The organism is Streptomyces inusitatus (assembly GCF_014651115.1).
GTDB lineage: Bacteria > Actinomycetota > Actinomycetes > Streptomycetales > Streptomycetaceae > Streptomyces > Streptomyces amakusaensis.
The window spans coordinates 19,554-37,088 of the sequence record NZ_BMWG01000008.1 but is presented as its reverse complement, the minus strand read 5'-3'; the positions used below and the strand labels follow the sequence as shown (position 1 = coordinate 37,088).

Sequence of the window (17,535 nt, the reverse complement as noted above, 5' to 3'; positions counted from 1 at the left end):
CAGTGGCCCGTGGGAGGGTGATACCCGAGACGGGGGAAGGCCCCGTGGAGGAGGACCGCACGATGGCTTGGCACGGGGAACCGCTGGTCGGCTTCGACCTGGAGACGACCGGCACCGATCCGCAGGAGGCCCGGATCGTCACGGCCGCCGTCGTCCATGTGCGGGCGGGAGAGCCCGCGGACAGCCGCGTCTGGCTGGCCGACCCGGGGATCCGCATCCCCGAGCAGGCCTCCGCGATCCACGGCATCAGCAATGAGCGGGCGGCGGCCGAGGGCCGCCCCGCCCGCGAAGTCGCCGACGAGATAGCGGAGGAGCTGACCGGCCACTGGCGAAACGGCGTCCCGGTCGTCGCGTACAACGCGGCCTTCGATCTGACACTGCTCACGGCGGAGCTGCGCCGCCACGGGCTCCCCTCGCTCTCCGAGCGGCTCGAAGGCCGCCCGATCGGCCCCGTGCTCGACCCCTACACGATCGACCGGGCCGTCGACCGCTACCGCAAGGGCAAGCGCAATCTGGAGGCGGTCTGCGCGGAGTACGGCGTCGCGCTGGAGGCCGCCCACGACGCGACCTCGGACGCGGTGGCGGCGGTGCGCGTGGCGCGCGCGGTGGCCGAGCGCCACCCCTCGGTCGCGGCCCTGGCCCCCGCCGAGCTGCATGACCGTCAGATCCAGTGGTACGCACAGTGGGCGGTCGACTTCCAGGCCTTCCTGCGCCGCAAGGGCGACACCGAAGCGGTCGTGGACGCCTCCTGGCCGATGAAGACCCCCGCGCCGGCCGGGGCCTGAGCCCCGGCCCCCGGGCCGCCCCGAAGGCCCCCGGCCGCCCGGTCGTCCTGGTCGTCCCGGTCAGAACGGGTGCCAGCGGACCTCGGGCCGGTTCTCGCGCAGGGAGCGCACCCGCCGGGAGAACTCCTCGCGGGCCCGGGGGTTCGACACCGCGTGCTGCGCCACCCAGGCACAGCTCGCCGTCTCCCTGGCCCCCCGCAGCACCGCGCACCCCGCCCACTCCCGGACGTCCCAGCCATAGGCCTCGGTGAACTCCTCGTACGCCTCCGCCCCGAGCCCGTACCGGTCGCGGGAGAGCGCCATCACCACCAGATCGTGCTCCCGCAGATCGGCGGAGAAGGTCTCCAGATCCACCAGCACCGGACCCGCCGGACCCACATGGACATTGCGCGGCAGCGCGTCCCCGTGGATCGGCCCGGGCGTCAGCCGGGGCGTGAGCGCCGCCGCCGCGTCGGCGAAACCGTCGCGGCGGGCCCGGAGAAACTCCGCGTCCGCCGGGTCGATCGCGTCCCCCGCCAGCCGCAGCCAGCGCTCCACCCCGCCCAGCAGCTCCCGCCGGGGCAGCTCGAACCCCGGCGCGGGCAGCGCGTGCACCAGCCGCAGCAGCTCCGCCAGATCCCCCGGCCCGGCGGGCCGGACCGCGTCCGGCAGCCGGTGCCAGTAGGTCACCGGATGGCCGTCGGCCAGCCTCGCCGCATCCCGCGCGGGCCGCACCGCCGGGACGCCCGCCTCTTCCAGCCAGAGCCCGATCGCCACCTCGCGCTCGGCCCGCGCCAGCAGCTCGGCGGAGCGGCCGACCTTCACCACCACATCGCCCGCGTCGAACACCGCGTTCTCGCCCAGGGCCAGCAGCGCCGCCCCGGCGGACACTCCGGCCGCCTCCAGCACCTCACGCGCCCGTGCCTCGTCCATCGCCGTGCCTCTCCCGCTCTCACCCGTTCGAATCCGCCAAAGTCTCGCATCCGCCCGTAGGCCTCCTTGACGAGCCCACGGCCCGTCAGCACGATGACGGGGGCCGCCCTCAGGTCAGACTGGGAGAAAGCTGCCCAAAGGAGTCCATTACGTGACATCCGTGAGCACGGCACCCCCATCGAGAGAGCCCGGAGAGCCACGAAAGCCCGGAGACCCCGGGGAGCCCGGAGAGCGCCCCCCGGCGCGCCCGCGCCGCACCGGCGGCCGGCCGCGGGGGAAGATCCTGGACCACGGGGCCTGGTTCCTCGTGCTCCCCGCCCTGATCCCGATCCTGGTGCTCAGCGTCGGCCCGCTGCTCTACGGAATCTCGCTCGCCTTCACCGACTCCCAGGCCGGCCGCACCACCCCCACCCAGTGGATCGGGACCCTCAACTTCCGGGATCTCCTCCACGACACCCTCTTCTGGGACTCCTTCGGCATCGGCCTTCTCTGGGCCGTCGGCGTCACCGTCCCGCAATTCCTCCTCGCCCTCGGCCTCGCCCTCCTCCTCAACCAGGAGCTGCGATTCCGCCGGTTCGCCCGGGCCCTCGCGATCATCCCCTGGGCCATGCCCGAGGTGGTCGTCGGCATCATGTGGCGGCTGGTCTACAACGCCGACGCCGGAATCCTCAACGAGACCATCCGCGACCTCGGCCTCGGCGACGGGCGCGACTGGCTGACCGGGCTCGCCACCGCGCTGCCCGCCGTGATCGTCGTCGGAGTCTGGGCCGGGATGCCCCAGACCACCGTCGCCCTGCTGGCGGGCCTCCAGAACACCCGGCGCGAACTCCACGAGGCCGCCGCCCTCGACGGCGCGGGAGCCTGGCGCAGATTCCGCACGGTCACCTGGCCCGCCCTGCGCCCCGTGGCCCTCGCGATCACCGCGCTCAATTTCATCTGGAACGTCAACGCGTTCGCCCTGGTGTACGTCCTCACCGCGGGCGGACCCGGCGGCCGGACCCGGCTGCCGATGCTCTTCGCGTACGAGGAGGCCTTCCGGTACGGACAGTTCGGCTACGCCGCCGCCATGAGCTGTGTGATGGTCGCGGTCATCTCGGTGCTGCTCGCCCTCTATCTCGTGGGGCGGCTCGGAGGAGGCGACGACCAGTGATCCGCGCCGGACGGGCCGCTCGCGCCGGGCGGGCCGGACAGTATCTGGCCCTGCTGGGCTATCTCGTCTTCCTCGCCTTCCCCTTCGTCTGGCTGCTCTCCACCGCGGTCAAACCGGCCCGCGAGCTGGGCTCGCTCCATCCCTCCTGGATCCCCCGGGATCCGACCTTCGCCAACTTCCGCCAGGCCTTCGCGGAGCAGCCCCTGCTCCAGGCAGCGGCCAACAGCCTGCTCGTCGCCGTCTCCGCCGCGCTGATCTGTGTGGTGATCGCCACCCCGGTCGCCTACGCGCTGGCCCGCCACCGCACCCGGCTCTCCACGGCGGCCACCGGCTGGGTGGTGGTGAGCCAGGCGTTCCCCTTCGTTCTGGTGATCATTCCGCTCTTTCTGATCCTGCGGAATCTGCGGCTGATCAACACCCTGTCGGGGCTGATCATGGTGTACGTCGTCTGGGCGCTGCCCTTCGCGATCTGGATGCTCGTCGGTTTCGTCCGGGCGGTGCCGCGCGAACTGGAGGAGGCCGCGGCCGTCGACGGCGCGGGCCGCGCGCGGGTCCTGTTCTCGGTCGTCGCCCCGCTGATCGCGCCGGGCGCGGCGGCCACGGCGCTCTTCGCCTTCATCACCGCGTGGAACGAGTTCTTCTTCGCCCTCGTCCTCCTCAAGACCCCGGAGAAACAGACCTTGCCGGTCGTCCTCACCCACTTCCTCGGCGCGGAGGGTGTGGCCGATCTGGGTCCGCTCGCCGCCGCCGCGTTCCTGGCGACGATTCCCTCGCTCGTCATCTTCGCCGTCATCCAGAAGCGGATCACCGGCGGCATGGCGGAGGGGGCGGTGAAGGCCTGATGACCCCGGCCCCGGCCCCGACCCCGCTTTCTCGGTTCCCGCGTCCCGCCCGTACGGCGGCGGCGGTCGCCGCCGCGCTGGCCCTGCTGCTGACCGGCTGCACGGCAGCCGCCCCGGACGGCTCCGACGGCCGGATCCGCCTCCGCTTCCAGTCGCTGGCCTGGCAGAAGGAGTCCGTCGACGCCAACAAGGAGCTGGTGCGGGAGTGGAACGCGAGCCATCCCGACATTCGGGTGGAGTATGTCCAGGGCAGCTGGGACAGCGTCCACGACCAGCTGCTGACCTCCTTCGAGGGCGGCGAGGCCCCCGACGTCATCCATGACGCCTCCGACGATCTCGCCGACTTCGCCCACGGCGGTCACCTCGCCGATCTGCGCGGACTGCTCTCCGAGCGGCTCACCTCCGACATCCCCCGGCGGAGCTGGGAGACGGTCACCTTCGGCGAGGGCGTCTACGGAGTCCCCTTCCTCCAGGAGCCCCGGGTGCTGATCGCCGAGAAGGGGATCATCGAGTCCTCGGGCGTCCGGGTGCCGACCCCGGAGCACCCCTGGAGCTGGGAGGAGTTCCGCGAGGTCGCCAAGGTGCTGACGGCCGCCATGGGCAAGGGGAGGTACGCGGTCGCCTGGCCGCTGCGCGAACCGGTCTCCGCCACCCTCAACCTCGGGCTCTCGGCCGGCGGCCGACTGTTCCACCGGGGCGGTGACGGCAAGGTGACGATCCGTTTCACCGAGGGCGACGCGGTGGTGCCCGGGACCATCCACGACCAGGTCAACACCGATCGCACCGCCTCTCCCAGCACCCTGGGCGCGGGCGGCTCGGACGCGCTGCCCGGTCTCTTCGGCGGCAAGTACGCGATGGTCCCGCTCGGTTTCTCCTACCGTCAGCAGGTGGTGAGCCAGGCCCCCGAGGGCTTCGAGTGGATGGTGCTGCCCGCGCCCGCCGGGCCCGGGGGAGCGGTCCAGGGGGTGAGCCCCCAGACCCTGTCGATCGCCCGGGACAGCCCGTACAAGAAGGAGGCCGCCGCCTTCATCGACTTCCTGCTCCGGCCCGCCAATACGGTGCGGCTCGCGAAGGGCGACTGGATGCTCCCGACCGGTGAGAAGGCCCTCGCCGACCCCTCCCTCCGGGTGGCGGAGCACGGCTGGGCCATCGGCACGGCGCTCGCCCGGGGCCTTGAGCCCGCGCCCGCGCAGTCGGTGCGCGGGTACCCCGAGTGGAAGGACAAGGTGGCGACCCCCGCTTACCAGGAGTACTACAGCGGCGCGATCGACCGGGAGGAGCTGGAGAAGAGACTCGTGAAGGACGGGAATCTGGTCCTCGCCCGCTATCAGCGCTGACCGGGCCGGCCACTCACAAAAATAACTTGCACGATACGTATCGTCTCGCCTAGAGTCTCGCTCATGACCACAGCACCGCGCTCCCACATCGCCATGTTCTCCATCGCCGCCCCGGGGCATGTGAACCCCAGCCTGGAGGTCGTGCGCGAGCTGGTCGCGCGCGGACACCGGGTCAGCTACGCGATCCCCGCCTCCTTCGCCGAGCGGATCGCGGCCACCGGCGCGACCCCCGTCATCTACGACTCGACGCTTCCCACCGAGGAGGACCCGGAGGCCTGGGGCACCGAACTGATCGACAACATCGAGCCCTTCCTGCGGGACGGCATCCATGTGCTGCCCCAGCTGGCCGCCGCGTTCGAGGGCGACGAGCCGGATCTCGTCATCCATGACATCACCGCCTACCCGGCACTGCTGCTCGCCCACCGCTGGGGGGTCCCGGCCGTCTCCCTCTCGCCCAACCTGGTCGCCTGGGAGGGGTACGAGGAGGAAGTCGCCGAGCCGATGTACGCGGAGCTGAAGGCCTCGGAGCGGGGCAAGGCCTACTACGCCCGCTTCCGGGCGTGGCTCGCGGAGAACGGACTCGAAGGCGTGGACCCGGACCGGCTGGTGAGCCGGCCCCGGCGGTCGATCGTGCTGATTCCCAAGGCGCTCCAGCCGAACCCCGACCGGGTGGACGAGTCCGTCCACACCTTCGTCGGCGCGTGCCAGGGCGACCGGGGCGATCAGGGGGCGTGGAAGCGCCCGGCGGGCGCCGAGAAGGTGCTGCTGGTCTCCCTGGGCTCGTCGTTCACCAAGCAGCCCGCGTTCTACCGGGAGTGCGTCAAGGCCTTCGGCGAGCTGCCGGGCTGGCACACCGTGCTCCAGATCGGCCGTCATGTGTCCGAGGCGGAACTGGGCCCCGTCCCCGCCTCCGTCGAGGTCAGCCACTGGGTTCCCCAACTGGCGATCCTGCGGGAGGCGGACGCCTTCATCACCCACGCGGGCGCGGGCGGCAGCCAGGAGGGGCTCTCCACCGGGACCCCGATGGTGGCCGTCCCCCAGGCGGTGGACCAGTTCGGCAACGCGGACATGCTCGTCGGGCTCGGGGTGGCGCGCCGGCTGGACTCCGCGACCGCCACGGCCGAGGAGCTGCGTGAGGCGGTGCTCGCCCTGACCTCCGACCCCGAGGTGGCGCGCCGGCTCGCCGAGATCCGCGAACAGATGGCGGGGGAGGGCGGCACCCGGGCCGCGGCCGATCTGATCGAGGCCGAAATCCCCCCGCGTACCGCCTGAGTGAGCCCTTCCGCCCGCCCCGGACCCGCCGTTCACCCGGCGGTCCGGGGCGAAGCGGTGTCGGGGGCAGGGCCGTTGAGGGGCCGGGTGTCCGATCTGTTCGGCCATGGCTGACTTTTCATTACATAACCTTGTTGCAAAAGTCACAGCCGCAGGGAGTCACTTGATCTGAGCGCGTCAATGGGTGAGGGTTCGAGCCAGCCGCCGGAAGGATCTTCCAGGTCGGCGGCTCCATCCCCCCACCCCTGACGAGGAGCCCTCAACCTCATGGCAACTCACCGACGCCCGAGCCGTGTCAAGCTGACCGCGGGCATAGCCGCCGTCGCCGCGCTCGTCGGCGGCACCGCGCTCACCGCCGCCAACGCCGGGGCCGCGACGCCCCCGGAGGGAACCGTCCACGGCGTGAACGCCGAAGGCGCGGTCAGCGGCAGCTACATCGTGCTGCTCGACGAGAAGGCCGACAAGCGCGACCTGGCCCAGGAGTACGGCGGCAAGCTGCGCCGCGCCTACGACTCCTCCGTCAACGGCTTCTCCGCGACCGGCCTCACCGAGACCGAGGCCAAGCGGCTCGCCGCCGACCCCGCCGTCTCCAAGGTCGTCCAGAACAAGACCTTCTCCATCAACGCGACCCAGACCAACCCGCCGTCCTGGGGGCTGGACCGGATCGACCAGACCGCCACCGCGGGCGACCGCGCGTACAAGTACCCCGACACCGCGGGCGCGGGGGTGACCGCCTATGTGCTGGACACCGGGGTCCGCGTCACCCACCGGGACTTCCAGGGCCGCGCGAGCCACGGCTTCGACGCGATCGACAACGACAACATCGCCCAGGACGGCAACGGCCACGGCACCCATGTCGCGGGCACCATCGCCGGAGTGAGCCACGGGGTCGCCAAGAAGGCGAAGATCGTCGCCGTCCGGGTCCTCGACAACCGGGGCTCCGGCACCACCGAGCAGGTCGTCGCGGGCATCGACTGGGTCGCCAAGAACCGCAAGGGCCCCTCGGTCGCCAATATGAGCCTCGGCGGCGGCGCCGACGTCGCCCTCGACGCGGCCGTCCGCCGGGCGATCGCCTCCGGAGTCACCTTCGGCGTCGCGGCGGGCAACGAGTCCTCCGACGCCGGCCGGGTCTCACCCGCCCGCGTCCCCGAGGCGATCACGGTGGCCTCCACCACCAGGACCGACGCGCAGTCGTCGTTCTCCAACTTCGGCCGGTCCGTCGATCTCTACGCCCCCGGCTCGGACATCACCTCCGCCTGGCACACCAGCGACACCGGCACCAGGACGATCTCCGGCACCTCCATGGCCACCCCGCATGTCGTCGGCGCGGCGGCGGTCCATCTCGCGGCCCGCCCGAACGCCACCCCGGCCCAGATCGCCCAGGCCCTGACCGGCGGAGCCACCTCCGGCAAGGTCGTCAACCCCACCGCGGGCACCCCCAACAAGCTGCTCAAGCTGGTCCCGTAGTCCCGTAGTCCCGTAGTCCCGCAGCCCGGTCTCCGTGCCCTCCCCCCACGGGGCACGGAGACCGACCCCCGATCAGCGGCGGTGCGAATGCCTGCGCCAGCTGAAGCCGCCGGGCAGCCGGACCGCGGTGGTGCGGCGGCCGTGCCGGTCGCGGGTGATGTGGGCGTGGCGGCTGCCGAGCGTCCAGGACCAGCCGCGTGAGCTGATGTTCAGATGCAGCACCTTGGGGATCACTGTGATCCGCTTGTGGTAGTGGAACGACATGTCGGCCTCCTCGCCTCGATGGTGCGCCGAACGCGCTCCGTACCCGTCACGGTAGAGCCACGGTCTTGTCACCGGCAGGCCGAGACGGCGTGCGTGTCGCCACCCCCGGGAACCTCAGGCGGGGACGGCCGACCGCAGCGTCCGCGCCGGGGCCGTCAGAACCGATGGCGCACTGTCGTAGCGGTGCAGCAGCAGCCGCGCCAGCTCGGGCGAAGGGCCCAGCACCCCCGCCAGGACATCCGCCTCCCGGGCCCCCTCGGCGATCCGGTCCGGAAGCCGGCCGGGGGCGATGACATACGGCGCCACCGCCACCCGCGCGCAGCCCTCGTCCCGCAGGGCGCGCACCGAGTCCTCGGTGCGCGGAAGTGAGGCGGAGGCGAACGCAGGACGCACGGAGCACCAACCGGTGCGCCTCAGCTCCCGCGCCATGTCTGCGATCGCTGCGATCGCCTCCGGGTCTGTGGAGCCCGCCGCGGCCAGAACCAGCCCCGTCGAGCGGCGGTCGCGGGGCCGCAGCCCCGCCTCCCGCAGTCGCCGCTCGACCGCCGCCAGCAGCAGCGGCGAGGGCCCGAGCACCTCCGCCTGCCGGATCCGCAGCTCCGGCAGCCGGGCCGAGGCCTCCCGCAGCACACCGGGGATGTCGGACTTGGCGTGGAAGGCCCGGGTCAGCAGCAGCGGCAGCGCGATCACGTCCCCGGCCTCGCCGCTCGCCGCCAGCCGTTCCAGCACCTGCGGCACCGACGGCGCGTTGAAGTCCAGGAACGCAGTCTCCACCCGCAGCCCGGGCCGCAGCGCGCCGACCCGGCGCACCAGGGCGTGAACGGTCGCCGCGTGGCGGGGATCGCGGCTGCCGTGGGCGACGACGAGAAGGACGGGGCTGCGCATGGTCGGACTCTGTTCCTGTCGTGAGGCCGTGGACTCAAGGAGTAGTACGTGATCGTGGAGTCGGCCGGTCGGTCCCGGCGGGCCGGGGAGGCGGATCCCGCCGGAACCGGCCGGCCGGGCCTGTGGCCCTGCCGGCCCGAGGGCCGTTCAGCCCTTGACCAGCAGTCCCCGGCCTCGCAGCACCGACCGCTCCAGCGGACTGAAGATGAGCAGATCGATGGCTATGCCGACGATGAGGATCAGCAGAATCGCCATGAACACCCCCGGCATATCGGAATTACTGCGTCCGTTCTCCAGCAACTGGCCGAGCCCAAGGCCGAGATCGGGCGAGGAGGCGATGATCTCGGCGGCCATCAGCGACCGCCAGGAGAACGCCCAGCCCTGCTTGAGCCCCGCCAGATAACCGGGCAGCGCCGCCGGCATGACGATGTGCCAGGTGCCCCTGAGCCCGGTCGCGCCCATGGTGCGCCCCGCCCGCAGAAACAGCGGCGGGACCTGGTCGACGCCGGAGACCAGCCCGTTGGCGATCGACGGCACCGCGCCGAGCAGGATCACCGCGTACATCATCTGGTTGTTCAGCCCGAGCCAGATCACCGCGGGCGGCACCCAGGCCACCGACGGCAGCGACTGGAGACCCGAGAGGATCGGCCCGATCGCCGCCCGGACGAACTTCACCCGGGCGACCAGCAGCCCCAGCGGGGTGCCGATGGCCAGCGCCAGCAGAAAGCCCAGCAGACCGCGCGAGACGCTGGTCCACACGACTTCCAGCAGGGTGCCCTTCAGCCACATCGCGGACACGCTGTCCCACACCGCGGACGGCGCGGGCAGGCTGCCCTCCTCGGCGACCTTCGCCCAGACCAGCGTCTGCCAGACGACGATCACCAGGGCGACCGCGATCAGCGGCGGGAGGACCTTCTTGACCAGCACCTCCCCCAGCGGGGTGCGGTGGGACTGCACCGCGTCCAGGGCGTCGAGGCCCGCCTCCAGACCGGCGAGATCGTCGGACTTGGAGGTCTTGGCGGGCTTGGCGACGCTGGCGGTCTTCTCAGTGCTGACCATGTCGGCGGATCTCCCCACGCAGTTCTTCAGTTATCTCGACGGACAGCTCCGCCACGGCGGTGTCCTCGATCCGGCGCGGGTGCTCGATGCCGACCGTCCACTCCCGGGCGATCCGGCCCGGCCGGGACGACAGCAGCACCACACGCTCCGCGAGCCGTACCGCCTCGCGCACGTTGTGCGTCACGAACAGCACCGACAGCTGTGTCTCGCGCCAGATCCGGGTCAGCTCGCCGTGGAGCACATCCCGGGTGATGGCGTCGAGCGCCGCGAACGGCTCGTCCATCAGCAGCAGTTGACTGTCCTGGGCGATCGCCCGGGCGAGCGCCACCCGCTGGCGCATACCGCCGGACAGCTCGTGCACCCGCTTGCCGTACGAGCCCCCCAGCCGCACCAGTTCGAGCAGCCGCTCGGCCTCGGTGCGGCGCTCGGACTTGGCGACCCCGCGCAGCCGCAGCGCGAGTTCGATGTTCTTGCCCGCCGTGAGCCAGGGGAAGAGCGCGTGCTCCTGGAACATCAGCGCCGGGCGGCCGTGCGTGGTGATGGTTCCGGCGGTGGGCGCGTCGAGGCCCGCCACCAGATTGAGCAGGGTGGACTTTCCGCAGCCGGAGGCCCCCAGGAGGGTGACGAACTCGCCCGGAGCGACATCGAGAGTGATGTCGTCCAGGACGAGCTGTCGCCCGGCGGGCCCCGTGAAGGACTTCGAGACGTGCTCGATACGGGCGGAGTGCCCAACAGTCGTACGGTCCTCGGCCTGATCCTTGGTGAGAGTGGCCATGGTCGTCACCTCCTGGGGAACGTGGCTGCGCGGTTACTTGGCGCCGAGACCGGCGTCGGAGACCTCGGGCTTGGCGTCGGCCTTGAGGACCTTGTTCAGCGCCGTGAGGTCGTAGATGCCGTTCAGGTCGGGCTCCTTCAGCAGCCCCGCCTTCACCGCGTAGCCGGCCTGCGTCTTCAGCGTGGTGGCCAGCGGGTCGGCGGTGAACTGGATCGACTTCCACGCCGGGTCGAGGATCTCGGCCGGCAGCTCTTTGCCGGTGAGCGCCTTCAGCTTGGCGTTGGCGGACGCCTTGGCCTTCTCCGGGTTGGCGTTGATCCAGTCATTGGTCTTCAGCGAGCCGCGCACCACGGCCTCGACCACGTCCGGGTGAGCCTTGAGGAACTTCTGCGACACGATGATGTGCGTGATCACGAACTTCTTGTCCGGCCACAGCGTCGCCTCGTCGAGGAGGACCTTGGCACCCTGGCTGACCAGCCGGGACGCGGTCGGCTCCGGCACCCAGGCGCCGTCGATGGAGCCGGACTTGTAGGCGTCCGGAGTGATCTTGTTGTCGGTGCGGACGACGGAGACGTCGCCCTTGCCGCTCTGGGCGTCGGTCGACCAGCCCTTCTCGGCTATCCAGTTGAGGAAGGCGACGTCCTGGGTGTTCCCGACCTGCGGGGTGGCGATCTTCTTGCCCTTGAGATCGTCCAGGGTCTTGATCTTCTTGGGGTTCACCACCAGCTTCACCCCGCCGGACGCCGCGCCGGAGACGATCCGGAGGTTCGTGCCCTTGGACTTGGTGAAGCCGTTGATGGCCGGGGAGGGGCCGATGAACCCGATGTCGATCGAGCCCGCGTTCAGCGCCTCGATCTCGGAGGGACCGGCGTTGAAGGTGGTGGACTTGATCTGGGTGCCGCCCAGCTCCTTCTGGAGGATGCCCTCCTGCTCACCGACGAGAGCGGTGGCGTGGGTCAGATTCGGGAAGTAGCCGAGCTTGACCGTGTCCGAGGAGAGCTTCTCGCCCTTGGCGACCGGCCCGGTCTTCTCGTTCTTGTCCGACTCGGAGCCGTAGCCGCAGGAGGCGACTGCGCCGATCAGCAGCGGGAGCGCGGCGGCGGCGGCGATGCCGCGGCGCAGGGTGGTACGTGTGGCAGGCACGGGAGATGTTCCCCTCGTTGGCCCCGGCTCTCGCGCGACTGCGGCGCGGCCGGGATATCGACTGGTCTGGGTCTTCGCTTCTGGTACGGGTGGTGCCTCCGGGTCATCGCGCACATCGCGAAACCCCCCCGGATCCAGAGCCGAGCGTCCCGCTGCCCACCCGTCCGCCTTCCTTCGCGAAGGTGGCGAACACATCGGTCGTCGTCATCAGAAGTCCCACTCCCCGTCGTCTTCGGCCGGCAGTGCGGCCTCGGCGGTGCTCGCGAACGAGTCGCCCGCCATGCCGGCCGCCAGCGTGGTGCCGTCGGCCGGGTCGATCAGCAGAAATGAGCCGGTACGCCGTGAGTCGGCGTACGCGTCGAGCGCCAGCGGCTCCGCGGTGCGCACCCGCACCTGGCCGATGTCGTTGGCGACAAGCTGCCCCGGCTCCGGGTGCCGGGAGAGATCGTCGAGGGTGAGCCGCGAGGGGATCTCCCTGACGATCGCCTTGACGGTACGGGTGGTGTGCTTCAGCAGCACCCGCTGCCCGACCGTCAGCGGGCGGTCCGCGACATGGCAGACCGTGGCCTCGACGTCCTGGGTGGTGGCCGGGGCGTCGCCGGACGGCACGATCAGATCACCGCGCGATACGTCGATGTCGTCCGCGAGCAGCACCGTCACCGACTGCGGGGCCCAGGCGATGTCCACCGGCCTGCCGAGCAGATCGATCCCGGCGATCTTCGACGTACGGCCCGAGGGAAGCACCGTCACCGGCTCGCCGACCCGCAGGACGCCCGCGGCGATCTGCCCCGCGTACCCCCGGTAGTCGGGGTGCTCGGCGGTCTGCGGCCGGATCACGTACTGCACCGGCAGCCGGGCGTGGCAGTCGGTCAGATCGTGGCTGGAGGGCACCGTCTCCAGGTGTTCGAGGACGGTGGGGCCGCCGTACCAGTCCATGTTCGCCGACGGGTCCACGACATTGTCCCCGGCCAGCGCCGAGATCGGGATCGCCACGACCTCGGGCACCCCCAGCTCCCTGGCGTAGGTGGTGAACTCCTCGGCGATCTTCGCGAAGACGGGCTCGGCGTAGTCGACGAGGTCCATCTTGTTGACCGCGAGGACCACATGGGGCACCCGCAGCAGGGCGGCGACGGCCGCGTGGCGGCGGGTCTGCTCCACGACCCCGTTGCGGGCGTCGACCAGGACGACCGCCAGCTCCGCCGTGGACGCGCCGGTCACCATGTTGCGGGTGTACTGCACATGCCCGGGGGTGTCGGCGAGGATGAAGCGGCGGCGGGCGGTGGCGAAGTAGCGGTAGGCCACGTCGATGGTGATGCCCTGCTCCCGCTCGGCCCGCAGACCGTCGGTGAGCAGCGCCAGGTCGGGGGTGTCCTGGCCCCGGGAGAGCGAGGCGGTGGCCACGGCCTCCAGCTGGTCGGTGAGGACCGACTTGGAGTCGTGCAGCAGCCGTCCGACCAGGGTCGACTTGCCGTCGTCCACGGATCCGGCGGTCGCGAAGCGCAGCAGGGTGGTGGCCGAGAGTCGCTCGGCGGCGGTGGTCATGGCTTAGAAGTACCCTTCGCGCTTGCGGTCTTCCATCGCGGCCTCGGACATCTTGTCGTCGGCGCGGGTGGCACCCCGCTCGGTGAGACGGGACGCGGCGATCTCGGCGATCACCGCGTCGAGCGTGGTGGCGTCGGAGTCCACCGCTCCGGTGCAGGACATGTCGCCGACCGTGCGGTAGCGGATCAGCCGGGTCTCGACCGGCTCGGACTCCTTGGGGCCGCCCCAGTCGCCCGCCGTCAGCCACATCCCCGCGCGCCGGAACACCTCGCGCTCATGGGCGAAGTAGATCCCCGGCAGTTCGATGCCCTCGCGCTCGATGTACTGCCACACATCCAGCTCGGTCCAGTTGGAGAGCGGGAAGACCCGGACATGCTCGCCGGGCGCGTGGCGGCCGTTGTAGAGCTGCCACAGCTCCGGCCGCTGCCGCCGGGGGTCCCACTGCGAGAACTCGTCCCGCAGCGAGAAGACCCGCTCCTTGGCCCGCGCCTTCTCCTCGTCCCGCCGGCCGCCGCCGAAGACCGCGTCGAAGCGCTCGGTCTGGATCTTCTCGGTCAGCGGCACGGTCTGGAGCGGATTGCGGGTGCCGTCGGGGCGCTCGCGGAGCGTTCCGGCGTCGATGTACTCCTGTACGGAGGCGACATGGAGCCGGAGGCCGTGCTGGGCGACCGTGCGGTCGCGGTACTCCAGGACCTCGGGGAAGTTGTGCCCGGTGTCCACATGGAGCAGCGAGAAGGGGATCGCGGCGGGGGCGAACGCCTTCAGCGCCAGATGGAGCATGACGATGGAGTCCTTGCCGCCGGAGAAGAGGATCACCGGCCGCTCGAACTCACCCGCCACCTCGCGGAAGATGTGCACCGCCTCGGACTCCAGGGCGTCCAGGTGGGAGAGGGCGTACGGACTGTCCGTCTCCGCCGTCCCGGCGACGGCCGTGGTGCCGTGTGCGTCGGTCACAGGACGCCCCTCTCGGTGAGCAGCGCGTGGAGCGCCGCCGCGGACTCCTGGACACTCTGGTGCTGGGACTCGATCCGCAGATCGGGGGAGACGGGAGCCTCGTAGGGGTCGTCGACCCCGGTCAGCCCGCTGATCTCACCGGCCGCCTGCTTGGCGTACAGCCCCTTCACATCCCGCTCGGAGCAGACCTCGACGGGGGTGGCGACATGCACCTCCAGATACGGAGTCGACGCGGCGGCGTGCCGCTTGCGGACGGCCTCGCGGCTGTCGGCGTACGGCGCGATCACCGGTACGAGCACGGTGACGCCGTGCGAGGCCAGCAGCTCGGCGACGAAGCCGATGCGCTGGACATTGGTGTGCCGGTCCTCGCGGGTGAAACCGAGGCCCGCGGAGAGGAACTCGCGGATCTCGTCGCCGTCGAGCACTTCGGTGCGCAGGCCCTCGGTGCTCAGCCGCTCCGCCAGCGCGTAGGCGATGGTGGTCTTGCCCGAGCTCGGCAGCCCGGTGAGCCAGATCGTCGCCCCGGTCACATTGTTCTCCTGCTTCTGAAGGGGGTGGGGGTGGTCGTCGGTCATCCGTGCAGCCCGCATTCCGTCTTGCCCCGGCCGGCCCAGCGGCCGGCGCGGGCGTCCTCGCCCGCCAGCACCCGGCGGGTGCAGGGCTCGCAGCCGACCGAGGCGTAGCCGTCCATCAGCAGGGGGTTGGTGAGCACACCGTGCTCGGCGACATAGGCGTCCACGTCGTCCTGGGTCCAGCGGGCGATCGGCGAGACCTTGACCTTCCGCCGGCGCTCGTCCCAGCCGACGACCGGGGTGCCGGCCCGGGTCGGCGACTCGTCGCGGCGCAGACCGGTGGCCCAGGCGTCGTATCCGGCCAGCCCGTCCTCCAGGGGCTTGACCTTCCGCAGCGCGCAGCACAGATCGGGGTCGCGGTCGTGCAGCCGGGGGCCGTGCTCGGCGTCCTGCTCGGCCACGCTGCGCAGGGGGGTGAGCGTGATCAGCCGGACGTCCATCACGGCCTCGACCGCGTCCCTGGTCCCGATGGTCTCGGGGAAGTGGTAGCCGGTGTCCAGGAAGACGACGTCGACGCCGGGGCGGGCGCGGGCGGCGAGATGGGCGACGACCGCGTCCTCCATGGAGGAGGTGACGCAGAACCGCTCGCCGAAGGTCTCGGCGGCCCAGCTGACGATGGTGAGCGCCGGGGCGTCCTCCAGTTCGCGCCCGGCGCGCTCGGCCAGCTCCTTGAGGCCGGTGGTGCGGGTCGCGGTCATATCGCCTCGCCCCCGGTGTCGTTGGGGCGGAAGCCGCGGGTCAGCAGTCCGAGGTACTTCACCTGGAAGGCGCGGTTGCAGCCGTGGCACTCCCAGGCTCCGTGGCCCTCCTCGCTGGGGCGCAGATCCTCGTCCCCGCAGTAGGGGCAGTAGAAGGGTGCGGCGCGCTCGCTCATGAGAGGGCCTCCTCGGAGGCCCTGGCCGCCCAGGCGGCGAAGCGCTCGCCGTCCTCGCGCTGCTCCTCGAAGCGGCGCAGCACCCGCTCGACGTAGTCGGGGAGTTCGGCGGAGGAGACCTTCAGGCCGCGGACCTTGCGGCCGAAGCCGGGCTCCAGGCCCAGCGCGCCGCCCAGGTGCACCTGGTAGCCCTCGACCTGGTTGCCGTCGTCGTCCAGGACGAGCTGTCCCTTGAGGCCGATGTCCGCGACCTGGATACGGGCGCAGGCGTTGGGGCAGCCGTTGATGTTGATGGTGATCGGCTGGTCGAACTCGGGGATCCGGCGCTCCAGTTCGTCGATGAGCGAGGCGCCGCGCGCCTTGGTCTCGACGATCGCGAGCTTGCAGAACTCGATGCCGGTGCAGGCCATCGTGCCGCGCCGGAAGGGGGAGGGGTTGACCCGCAGGTCCAGTGCCTCCAGGCCGGCGGTCATCGACTCGACCTGGCTCTCCTCGATGTCGAGGACGATCATCTTCTGCTCGGCGGTGGTGCGCACCCGGCCGGAGCCGTGCGCCTCGGCGAGTTCGGCGACCTTGGTGAGGATGGTTCCGTCGACCCGGCCGACGCGCGGCGCGAATCCGATGTAGAAGCGGCCGTCCTGCTGGCGGTGCACGCCCACGTGGTCGCGCCACTGCTGGACGGGCTGCTCGGGGGCGGGGCCGTCGGCGAGCTTGCGCAGCAGGTACTGCTCCTCCAGGACCTGGCGGAACTTCTCCGGTCCCCAGTCGGCGACGAGGAACTTCAGCCGGGCGCGGGTGCGCAGCCGGCGGTAGCCGTAGTCGCGGAAGATGGAGATGACGCCCTCGTAGACGTCGGGGACCTCGTCCAGCGAGACCCAGGCGCCCAGCCGTACGCCGATCTTGGGGTTGGTGGAGAGGCCGCCGCCGACCCAGACGTCGAAGCCGGGGCCGTGCTCGGGGTGGTCGACGCCGACGAAGGCGATGTCGTTGATCTCGTGCGCCACATCGAGCAGCGGCGAGCCGGAGATCGCGGACTTGAACTTGCGGGGGAGGTTGGAGAAGTCCTTGTTGCCGACGATCCGGCGGTAGATCTCGTCGATGGCGGGGGTGCCGTCGATGATCTCGTCCTCGGCGATCCCGGCGACCGGTGAGCCGAGGATCACCCGGGGGGTGTCTCCGCAGGCCTCGGTGGTGGACAGGCCCACGGCCTCCAGCCGCCGCCAGATCTCCGGCATGTCCTCGATGCGGATCCAGTGGTACTGGACGTTCTGCCGGTCGGTGATGTCGGCGGTGCCGCGGGCGAATTCCTGGGAGATCTCGCCGATGACCCGGAGCTGACCCGTGGTCAGCCGGCCGCCGTCGATGCGGACTCGGAGCATGAAGTACTTGTCGTCCAGCTCCTCCGGCTCCAGGATCGCGGTCTTGCCGCCGTCGATCCCGGGCTTGCGCTGGGTGTACAGACCCCACCAGCGCATCCGGCCGCGGAGATCCGCGCCGTCGATGGAGTCGAAGCCGCGCTTGGAGTAGATCGTCTCAATGCGTGTCCGCACATTGAGACCGTCGTCGTCCTTCTTGGCCTGCTCGTTGGCATTGAGGGGCGTCATGTGGCCAACGGCCCACTGGCCCTCGCCGCGGTGGCGTCCGACTCTGCGGCGGGGCGCGGCGGGGGTGGGCTTTTCCGGGGTGGCGGGCATGGCGATAT

The 17,535-nt window shown here is 71.2% G+C and carries 17 protein-coding genes and 1 pseudogene; 6 read left to right on the top strand and 12 right to left on the bottom strand.

Going from position 1 to position 17,535, the window contains the following annotated elements:
- The first annotated feature begins 62 nt into the window (after positions 1–62).
- On the top strand, positions 63–785 hold the full coding sequence (locus IE247_RS15265; protein WP_190123652.1) for a 3'-5' exonuclease: 723 nt from the start codon (positions 63–65) through the stop codon (positions 783–785).
- 60 nt (positions 786–845) lie between these two features.
- Here the strand turns inward: IE247_RS15265 and IE247_RS15260 are convergent, their stop codons facing one another.
- A complete protein-coding gene (locus IE247_RS15260) occupies positions 846–1,697 on the bottom strand; it encodes a phosphotransferase enzyme family protein (RefSeq protein ID WP_190123651.1) in 852 nt (283 codons plus the stop codon).
- A gap of 151 nt (positions 1,698–1,848) precedes the next feature.
- On the opposite strand from IE247_RS15260, the gene IE247_RS15255 reads away from it, so the two are divergent.
- The 5 genes and pseudogenes from IE247_RS15255 to IE247_RS15235 all read left to right on the top strand — a co-directional run bounded on the left by IE247_RS15255 (position 1,849) and on the right by IE247_RS15235 (position 7,765).
- Positions 1,849–2,847, top strand: coding sequence for a carbohydrate ABC transporter permease (locus IE247_RS15255; protein WP_373305565.1), 999 nt, complete (start codon positions 1,849–1,851; stop codon positions 2,845–2,847).
- Positions 2,844–3,689 carry a carbohydrate ABC transporter permease gene (locus IE247_RS15250; RefSeq protein ID WP_373305564.1) on the top strand — a complete coding sequence of 282 codons (846 nt, stop codon included), beginning with the start codon at positions 2,844–2,846 and terminating at the stop codon, positions 3,687–3,689. Before IE247_RS15255 ends, IE247_RS15250 begins: the two co-directional genes overlap by 4 nt.
- Positions 3,689–5,026, top strand: a complete 1,338-nt coding sequence (locus IE247_RS15245) for an ABC transporter substrate-binding protein (protein ID WP_190123649.1) — start codon at positions 3,689–3,691, stop codon at positions 5,024–5,026. Before IE247_RS15250 ends, IE247_RS15245 begins: the two co-directional genes overlap by 1 nt.
- Positions 5,023–6,298 (top strand): annotated as a pseudogene (gene mgt, locus IE247_RS15240) (macrolide-inactivating glycosyltransferase). Before IE247_RS15245 ends, mgt begins: the two are co-directional and overlap by 4 nt.
- A 267-nt stretch (positions 6,299–6,565) precedes the next feature.
- Positions 6,566–7,765, top strand: coding sequence for a S8 family peptidase (locus tag IE247_RS15235; protein WP_190123647.1), 1,200 nt, complete (start codon positions 6,566–6,568; stop codon positions 7,763–7,765).
- Between the two features lie 72 nt (positions 7,766–7,837).
- On the opposite strand, the gene IE247_RS15230 is transcribed toward IE247_RS15235, so the two are convergent.
- The 11 genes from IE247_RS15230 to IE247_RS15180 all read right to left on the bottom strand — a co-directional run bounded on the left by IE247_RS15230 (position 7,838) and on the right by IE247_RS15180 (position 17,527).
- The gene (locus tag IE247_RS15230) at positions 7,838–8,029 is read right to left on the bottom strand and encodes a DUF4236 domain-containing protein (protein WP_190123646.1); all 192 of its coding nucleotides are present in this window, start codon (positions 8,027–8,029) and stop codon (positions 7,838–7,840) included.
- 114 nt (positions 8,030–8,143) lie between these two features.
- Entirely contained in the window at positions 8,144–8,914 is a 771-nt protein-coding gene (locus tag IE247_RS15225) for a sirohydrochlorin chelatase (RefSeq protein ID WP_190123645.1), read from the bottom strand.
- Positions 8,915–9,061: 147 nt separating this feature from the next.
- Complete coding sequence (locus IE247_RS15220) at positions 9,062–9,973, bottom strand: ABC transporter permease (protein ID WP_190123644.1); 912 nt, start codon at positions 9,971–9,973, stop codon at positions 9,062–9,064.
- Entirely contained in the window at positions 9,960–10,748 is a 789-nt protein-coding gene (locus tag IE247_RS15215; protein WP_190123643.1) for an ABC transporter ATP-binding protein, read from the bottom strand. Before IE247_RS15215 ends, IE247_RS15220 begins: the two co-directional genes overlap by 14 nt.
- 33 nt (positions 10,749–10,781) lie before the next feature.
- On the bottom strand, positions 10,782–11,891 hold the full coding sequence (locus IE247_RS15210) for an aliphatic sulfonate ABC transporter substrate-binding protein (RefSeq protein ID WP_190123642.1): 1,110 nt from the start codon (positions 11,889–11,891) through the stop codon (positions 10,782–10,784).
- 207 nt (positions 11,892–12,098) lie between these two features.
- Complete coding sequence (locus IE247_RS15205; RefSeq protein WP_190123641.1) at positions 12,099–13,433, bottom strand: sulfate adenylyltransferase subunit 1; 1,335 nt, start codon at positions 13,431–13,433, stop codon at positions 12,099–12,101.
- Positions 13,434–13,436: 3 nt separating this feature from the next.
- Entirely contained in the window at positions 13,437–14,387 is a 951-nt protein-coding gene (cysD, locus tag IE247_RS15200; RefSeq protein WP_190123640.1) for a sulfate adenylyltransferase subunit CysD, read from the bottom strand.
- Positions 14,384–14,962 carry an adenylyl-sulfate kinase gene (gene cysC, locus IE247_RS15195; protein ID WP_229869131.1) on the bottom strand — a complete coding sequence of 193 codons (579 nt, stop codon included), beginning with the start codon at positions 14,960–14,962 and terminating at the stop codon, positions 14,384–14,386. The genes cysD and cysC overlap by 4 nt, the downstream gene beginning before the upstream one ends.
- Entirely contained in the window at positions 14,959–15,657 is a 699-nt protein-coding gene (locus IE247_RS15190) for a phosphoadenylyl-sulfate reductase (protein WP_190123638.1), read from the bottom strand. The genes cysC and IE247_RS15190 overlap by 4 nt, the downstream gene beginning before the upstream one ends.
- A complete protein-coding gene (locus tag IE247_RS15185) occupies positions 15,654–15,833 on the bottom strand; it encodes an IS1 family transposase (RefSeq protein ID WP_190123637.1) in 180 nt (59 codons plus the stop codon). The genes IE247_RS15190 and IE247_RS15185 overlap by 4 nt, the downstream gene beginning before the upstream one ends.
- Complete coding sequence (locus IE247_RS15180; protein WP_190123636.1) at positions 15,830–17,527, bottom strand: nitrite/sulfite reductase; 1,698 nt, start codon at positions 17,525–17,527, stop codon at positions 15,830–15,832. The genes IE247_RS15185 and IE247_RS15180 overlap by 4 nt, the downstream gene beginning before the upstream one ends.
- Positions 17,528–17,535: the final 8 nt, after the last annotated feature.

What these genes read in the sequence shown, in the direction of transcription:
- IE247_RS15260 (WP_190123651.1), bottom strand. Translation starts at nt 1,697, where the DNA reads ATGGACGAGGCACGGGCGCGTGAGGTGCTGGAGGCGGCCGGAGTGTCC.
- IE247_RS15235 (WP_190123647.1), top strand. Translation starts at nt 6,566, where the DNA reads ATGGCAACTCACCGACGCCCGAGCCGTGTCAAGCTGACCGCGGGCATA.
- IE247_RS15190 (WP_190123638.1), bottom strand. Translation starts at nt 15,657, where the DNA reads ATGACCGCGACCCGCACCACCGGCCTCAAGGAGCTGGCCGAGCGCGCC.
- IE247_RS15215 (WP_190123643.1), bottom strand. Translation starts at nt 10,748, where the DNA reads ATGGCCACTCTCACCAAGGATCAGGCCGAGGACCGTACGACTGTTGGG.
- IE247_RS15230 (WP_190123646.1), bottom strand. Translation starts at nt 8,029, where the DNA reads ATGTCGTTCCACTACCACAAGCGGATCACAGTGATCCCCAAGGTGCTG.
- IE247_RS15265 (WP_190123652.1), top strand. Translation starts at nt 63, where the DNA reads ATGGCTTGGCACGGGGAACCGCTGGTCGGCTTCGACCTGGAGACGACC.
- IE247_RS15205 (WP_190123641.1), bottom strand. Translation starts at nt 13,433, where the DNA reads ATGACCACCGCCGCCGAGCGACTCTCGGCCACCACCCTGCTGCGCTTC.
- IE247_RS15180 (WP_190123636.1), bottom strand. Translation starts at nt 17,527, where the DNA reads ATGCCCGCCACCCCGGAAAAGCCCACCCCCGCCGCGCCCCGCCGCAGA.
- IE247_RS15185 (WP_190123637.1), bottom strand. Translation starts at nt 15,833, where the DNA reads ATGAGCGAGCGCGCCGCACCCTTCTACTGCCCCTACTGCGGGGACGAG.
- cysC (WP_229869131.1), bottom strand. Translation starts at nt 14,962, where the DNA reads ATGACCGACGACCACCCCCACCCCCTTCAGAAGCAGGAGAACAATGTG.
- IE247_RS15225 (WP_190123645.1), bottom strand. Translation starts at nt 8,914, where the DNA reads ATGCGCAGCCCCGTCCTTCTCGTCGTCGCCCACGGCAGCCGCGATCCC.
- IE247_RS15245 (WP_190123649.1), top strand. Translation starts at nt 3,689, where the DNA reads ATGACCCCGGCCCCGGCCCCGACCCCGCTTTCTCGGTTCCCGCGTCCC.
- IE247_RS15220 (WP_190123644.1), bottom strand. Translation starts at nt 9,973, where the DNA reads ATGGTCAGCACTGAGAAGACCGCCAGCGTCGCCAAGCCCGCCAAGACC.